The sequence below is a fragment of the Nostoc sp. MG11 genome, assembly GCF_014904695.1.
In the GTDB taxonomy this organism is placed as follows: domain Bacteria; phylum Cyanobacteriota; class Cyanobacteriia; order Cyanobacteriales; family Nostocaceae; genus Komarekiella.
The window spans coordinates 1-5,111 of sequence record NZ_JACXXN010000114.1; the positions used below are offsets into that span (position 1 = coordinate 1).

9 protein-coding genes are annotated in these 5,111 nt (G+C 41.9%); all 9 read right to left on the minus strand.

The genetic code is table 11. The features are described 5' to 3' along the window. Window positions 1-133: 133 nt before the first annotated feature. A complete protein-coding gene (locus HCR01_RS36750; RefSeq protein ID WP_193200822.1) occupies window positions 134-277 on the minus strand; it encodes a hypothetical protein in 144 nt (47 codons plus the stop codon). Window positions 278-303: 26 nt separating this feature from the next. Next, complete coding sequence (locus HCR01_RS36755) at window positions 304-702, minus strand: hypothetical protein (RefSeq protein WP_193200823.1); 399 nt, start codon at window positions 700-702, stop codon at window positions 304-306. Continuing rightward, complete coding sequence (locus HCR01_RS36760) at window positions 695-2,143, minus strand: hypothetical protein (RefSeq protein WP_193200824.1); 1,449 nt, start codon at window positions 2,141-2,143, stop codon at window positions 695-697. The genes HCR01_RS36755 and HCR01_RS36760 overlap by 8 nt, the downstream gene beginning before the upstream one ends. Then, a complete protein-coding gene (locus HCR01_RS36765) occupies window positions 2,140-2,388 on the minus strand; it encodes a hypothetical protein (protein ID WP_193200825.1) in 249 nt (82 codons plus the stop codon). The genes HCR01_RS36760 and HCR01_RS36765 overlap by 4 nt, the downstream gene beginning before the upstream one ends. A 19-nt stretch (window positions 2,389-2,407) precedes the next feature. After that, window positions 2,408-3,103 (minus strand): hypothetical protein, encoded by a 696-nt coding sequence (locus HCR01_RS36770; RefSeq protein WP_193200826.1) that lies wholly within the window; start codon window positions 3,101-3,103, stop codon window positions 2,408-2,410. Then, window positions 3,100-3,591 carry a hypothetical protein gene (locus tag HCR01_RS36775; protein WP_193200827.1) on the minus strand — a complete coding sequence of 164 codons (492 nt, stop codon included), beginning with the start codon at window positions 3,589-3,591 and terminating at the stop codon, window positions 3,100-3,102. Before HCR01_RS36775 ends, HCR01_RS36770 begins: the two co-directional genes overlap by 4 nt. Next, complete coding sequence (locus HCR01_RS36780) at window positions 3,578-4,258, minus strand: hypothetical protein (RefSeq protein ID WP_193200828.1); 681 nt, start codon at window positions 4,256-4,258, stop codon at window positions 3,578-3,580. The genes HCR01_RS36775 and HCR01_RS36780 overlap by 14 nt, the downstream gene beginning before the upstream one ends. After that, a complete protein-coding gene (locus HCR01_RS36785; RefSeq protein WP_193200829.1) occupies window positions 4,258-4,620 on the minus strand; it encodes a hypothetical protein in 363 nt (120 codons plus the stop codon). Before HCR01_RS36785 ends, HCR01_RS36780 begins: the two co-directional genes overlap by 1 nt. 276 nt (window positions 4,621-4,896) lie before the next feature. Continuing rightward, on the minus strand, window positions 4,897-5,111 hold a 215-nt coding region (locus HCR01_RS36790), incomplete at its 5' end, for a hypothetical protein (RefSeq protein WP_193200830.1).

The window sequence follows — 5,111 nt, forward strand, 5'->3', positions numbered from 1 at the left end:
TCTGCCGTTCTCAGATCGAAAAGAGTTCTATCTTGTTTTAGAGTCAGAAATATCCTTAAACGGCTGCCCATATCCTTTTTACCGTGGTAGATGGATTGTACATATTTATTTATCTTTACACAGTTTGGTTTTTTCACCTTGTTCTACTTAACGCATCACTGACGTTTTTGATTTCAAGAATTGCACACACATCCGCAGCAACCCACTCTGATTTCTCTGCTGTGCCAACGAAGCGGACTTGTTGGGACTCAAATACAAAAACTGAGAGTTCAGACATAATTTTAATTCTCCTTTATTGGCCAACTAAGGCATTAACGCAAGTATCCAAAACTTAATTCGTAATTCAGTCGCTTTTATCCAAGTCTGGTGGTTGTTAAGTCCGCCAAACTGTACCCAAACATTGGGATGGTGAAGTGAACTATGGCTGCTACTTCTGCCGTAATAATTCTCATGGCAACTGGAGCATACCCCCACGCAATCCCAACCAGGAATTTCGTACCCAGACACAGAAGCACTAGGAAAATGCAATAAAAATATTCCGAAAATACGGCGCAACAGCGATCGCCGATAATGCAAGTGATGTACTACCGTTGGCCGTCCATGCAGAGGATTGTTGGTGCAACGTGATTGCAGACGGTAAACACGACGACAAGTCCTTGGCCAGTTCGACGCATACTCGAACTTTTTAGGAGATTTAGGCATCAATTTTGAATTTGTACAGTAGTCCGCGATGATTTGCGTTTTGAATGGTGAGGATGATAGCGTGTTTCAATTCATCCATGCGTGAGCCTGCCGCCATTTCTTTGTCAATAAAATCTTCAAGTGTTAGATGTTTTGTCCGCTCAAGCTTGTCAATCATCATCTGAGAGGGACTAAGCTGAGTGGTGGTTGCCGCTTGAAGTGTCTGGCGCTCTTGGGTGGTGAGTGCATCTTGCGGCGAGGCTGCACCAACAAAGGTTCGATGATCTCGATCAAAGCCAGAGTAATTTTGCAGGGAAGGCATGGCGAACCATCCCCCTTGTTTGCCAAAATAAATTGCACGACCACAAGGGGATACATTCACGAGCCTTTCTAACTCTAGATTGGTCACTTTATCGAGCATTGGTGAACGTCCCCACTGTTTAACGCTGTCATAGTCACGAGCGATGGCAATTACCGATAGTTGCGAAGATGTATCTAGTGTCAAACCCAAGGGTTTAACGTAAGGGGACTGTGCAGCGACCCAAGCATTTTTCCCGTCAGAATCACCGCAGCTGGTAATCGCAACTAAACGGTCTTGAATGAGAGTGCTTTTAACTTGGTTAGATTTATTGCCTAAAATAGTGCCTTCATCTAAAATCAACAGAGTACGCCCGTGTTGATTAACGTATTCATTGTATGCATTGAAACAACGTTCTAACCAAGCAATTACCTCTTCTGGGGATGCATCGGCACATCTAAATCGCTCAACCCTGTCTGCAATTCCTTCAAAATACCCAGCTTCTTTGGGGTCAGCTTTGGGGTCAATTACAAATACTCTTAACCCTAAATGCTTGGACTTGGCAGCACGAATAGCATTAGCCAAGAGCATCCCTTTACCTGTTCCAGGTACACCAATAATTAAAGTATTGGTGATCCGGTCTGTCATCAGAGCGATGATATCAATTGTGTAATCAGGTTGATAATTGCTCACTTGTGTTAGTGAGGGTGCATCTTGTGGGCGTGATGACATTGGCAATACTGGCAACGCTGTTTGTGGCTGTAAGACTTGTGGAATATCAGCTTCGGCATAATTGAGAGCAGCATCGGAGAATGAGTATCCTTGGTCAGCAGCAAAATACAATTCTTCTTCAACTGACTGTTTACCAACCTGTTGCAAGTAGCCTCGGAAGTCGTCGCCATCTAGTACGTGAGCGACACAACCGTATTCTCTAATTGCTGCTTGGTTACGTTGAATTTCCTGAGCTTTTTTGATATTAGTGAATATCGACCATACTGCGATCAATAAGCCTGTAACTGGACTTGTGGCAGATGCCGCTATAGCTGCCACAATCAGTCCACCAGCAATATTCAATGGAATATTGTTTTCTGCGGTTTGCTTAAAGGCAATTGCGCTCCATTCTTCGGGGGTTCTCTGGGCCTTGTTGATATCAAATCTTGTCATCTCCAATTAACTGCATCTCCATTAGTTACTGTGCCGCCAACATGTTCAGTGTAGTTTGCACCATTCGTATCAATAGTCTCTGCTGCTGCATCATCATTAACAATTTCTTCGCTGACTACTTCTACGTCAATAGTTTTGGCTTCTGTTGATTCATTTTTAGATCCTTCCTTTTCCCCTTGGATATAATCACCTCCAATGTATGCATTGTAATTACCACCGCCCAGATTAATGATTCTCTTAGACATGATTAATTTCCTTGTTAATTCAACTTTTACTTGCTTGTGCAATGGCGGTATTCAATTTACCAACCCAAATGATTAGCGAAATAATCACTTCAATCGCAAACAAAGTAACGAGTGCCAGCGCTAAATTACCGTAGTCTAATTTCCCCCATTGACCTGTTGCCAAGACAAAAAAGAAATCCGAGAATTTACCACTTTCCACAGGTGAATAAACTGTGATGCAAATCAGAAAGTCTATTGTGTAGGTGAATATCTTCAAAATCTCCAGGTTACTCACAACGCTTGTTGGCAGATGATTGTAGGTGCGTTTGAGCATTCTTAGTGTTGGGTCGTCGGTGTCCTTGAGGGCATACTTAGCGCGGCTGTCAGCTGAAGAAATCATGTTCTCCATGAATTGATCGTGATTGTAAAGTACCAAAGGCAGTACTTCAATTATCTGAATGACGCTCCAAAGGATTGCACCCAGTATCCAAGTAATACCTTTGGCAATCAAAGCCGCAATTCCATTGATAATTGGAATAGCACTAATTATGTACAAAAAAGCGCTATTGAGTGTCTTGCTACTTAAAAATGCAACTGCTTTTTCATAAGGCTGGATATTGAGATAAGCAAACCAAATAGCAGAAACAACCAGTCCCCAATAAAGAATTCGTAACCAGACATTCGGTTTTGAGTTGTTTGGAGTTCCAGGCTTGTTACCTTTCCACGGAATATTCACTTGTTACCCCCTTGATCAATCGGCTGACTATACCTACCCCCACGAAATCTTTTAAGCCGCGATGCCACTAAATCCCGGTTGCCAGTGAAAGCTAGCGCTCCTACTCTCCCATGCTGATCAATTACCCCTGTTGAGCCATTGGCATCACAGACTACAGACCCTTTGGGTAATGGGTTTAATGTAATGCGATCTTTGATCACCTTTCCCTGCACGATTTTCACGTACTTATGAGGGTAAACCGTGGCCACAATCGGTAAGCAGCCAGATTTATATCTGGCATCGGCAATTGTGGCTTGCTCTTGCTCAAAAGCAAGTTGCTGCTGGAGCATCGTTTGCTGAAAAGAGTTTTGAGCAATAGATTGCTTAATGTCGCCAATTACTTGCATATTACGGGCAATATCTGGGGAGGAATATGCTAACGAGACAAGCGTTAGCCCAGCAAAAACAATTGTGGTCTTATGCTTACGCCATAGCCTAGCTGTTAGCATTTTCTACCTCCAGTAAAAATGCATCGACATCAAATACCTGACAATTATTCTGGGGCCCAATACTTGCAATATCACAAGCAAGTGCTTTGACATCAGATTTTACTTGCGATGCTCCGGCTTTGACTTCTTCTAAGAAAGCCTCTATATCAATGTCTTTGACTGTTTCTAGCCCATAACCAGCTAACAGTTTGTCTATGCGAGTGTCGTCGCCTGCAAGCGTACGCAGATAGTTGGCGTTCTGTAGTGATTCTTGGTGTAAACACTCAGCAATCTCTTGATTGCCAGCAGATAAAACCCGTTCTATAACTTTGGCACGAATCTGGAGTAACGAATTAGCTTCACTAATTGCTCCTTGTGTGACTGTGCGAATCATCGCCGCCATCATCTGTTGGTTGATTCGTGATGAATAAGAAGCGGCTAACTGCGTCGCCTCCTGAATTACCAGTGCTGGTGAGTGTTCAGACGCAGGCAGCTTCTTTTGACTATCAATCGCTGCTCCAATCGCTTCAAAAATATGGTCGAGTTCTTCTGTGATATCAAAACTGAATTCCTCACCAAGAGGATCAACATCTGCTCCATTGTCTTTCATGATTTGCAAGGCTTCAAATACTTGCTCGCTCGTATAGCGATCGCTGAAGTATTCGACTAATTGTTCTCTGGTAAACATTACTGTCTCTCCTTCCATTTCGCAAAATCCTGACGACGTAAATGCATGAAGTTGGTAATTAGAAGTCTTTTGACTTCTTCGTACTTCTTACCCTTCATGAGAAAAAATATAATTGCTGATAGAAACCTTTGGTATCCGTCAAGGTAGTTACTTCGATAGCTTCTGGCTGTTCCATAATAGCTGGATCTTAATGGAGCTATCTTATTTATAATATTTACCTCCCATCTCCAAAGAGTTATACGGTCAATTTCCAGAATATTACTCCACTTTTTTCTTGATAACAAATTATCCAAAAATGCATTATTTATTTTTGGATCTTTTTCGATGTGTGCCAAGACATCATGTAAATCGTCCTGATTCATCGTTTCATCTGCCCTTGTAATACTGTTGCATCAAAACTCTTTCACCTCCACATAAAAGTAAAAAACATCATCAAAACAACTATTTATGACATTATTTTGTTCGTTGGCGCTCAATATTGGCTGTGCAATGTTGCGGGTACTTGCAACATTAGTGCTTGCAACATAGGTGTTACATTCCTGCAATGTTGCAAGTACCTCAAACAATTAATGTTAGGAAAAATCCTCAGATTGATAGATAAATTAGCGTTTGCGCTTGGAACGATCCCAGTCTCCATACTAATAGGCTGTGTGAAGCATATTGTAAGTATCAGGATCAACTTTATCCGCTAGTTGTTTGTAATCTAGCCCATTTTCTAGTGCATCTTTAATGTTCTTTGGAATAGGAATACCTTCGCCTGGAACGCTGTCTATCTCCCTAGCAATTAAATCTTGGTATCTACTTTGTGCTTGTTGAGGCGATAATTTACCGTTTTTAAAATCTTTTTGCAGTG

Coding starts and splice junctions, on each gene's coding strand:
- HCR01_RS36760 (WP_193200824.1), bottom strand. CDS start 2,143: ATGACAAGATTTGATATCAACAAGGCCCAGAGAACCCCCGAAGAATGG.
- HCR01_RS36780 (WP_193200828.1), bottom strand. CDS start 4,258: ATGTTTACCAGAGAACAATTAGTCGAATACTTCAGCGATCGCTATACG.
- HCR01_RS36785 (WP_193200829.1), bottom strand. CDS start 4,620: ATGAATCAGGACGATTTACATGATGTCTTGGCACACATCGAAAAAGAT.
- HCR01_RS36755 (WP_193200823.1), bottom strand. CDS start 702: ATGCCTAAATCTCCTAAAAAGTTCGAGTATGCGTCGAACTGGCCAAGG.
- HCR01_RS36765 (WP_193200825.1), bottom strand. CDS start 2,388: ATGTCTAAGAGAATCATTAATCTGGGCGGTGGTAATTACAATGCATAC.
- HCR01_RS36775 (WP_193200827.1), bottom strand. CDS start 3,591: ATGCTAACAGCTAGGCTATGGCGTAAGCATAAGACCACAATTGTTTTT.
- HCR01_RS36750 (WP_193200822.1), bottom strand. CDS start 277: ATGTCTGAACTCTCAGTTTTTGTATTTGAGTCCCAACAAGTCCGCTTC.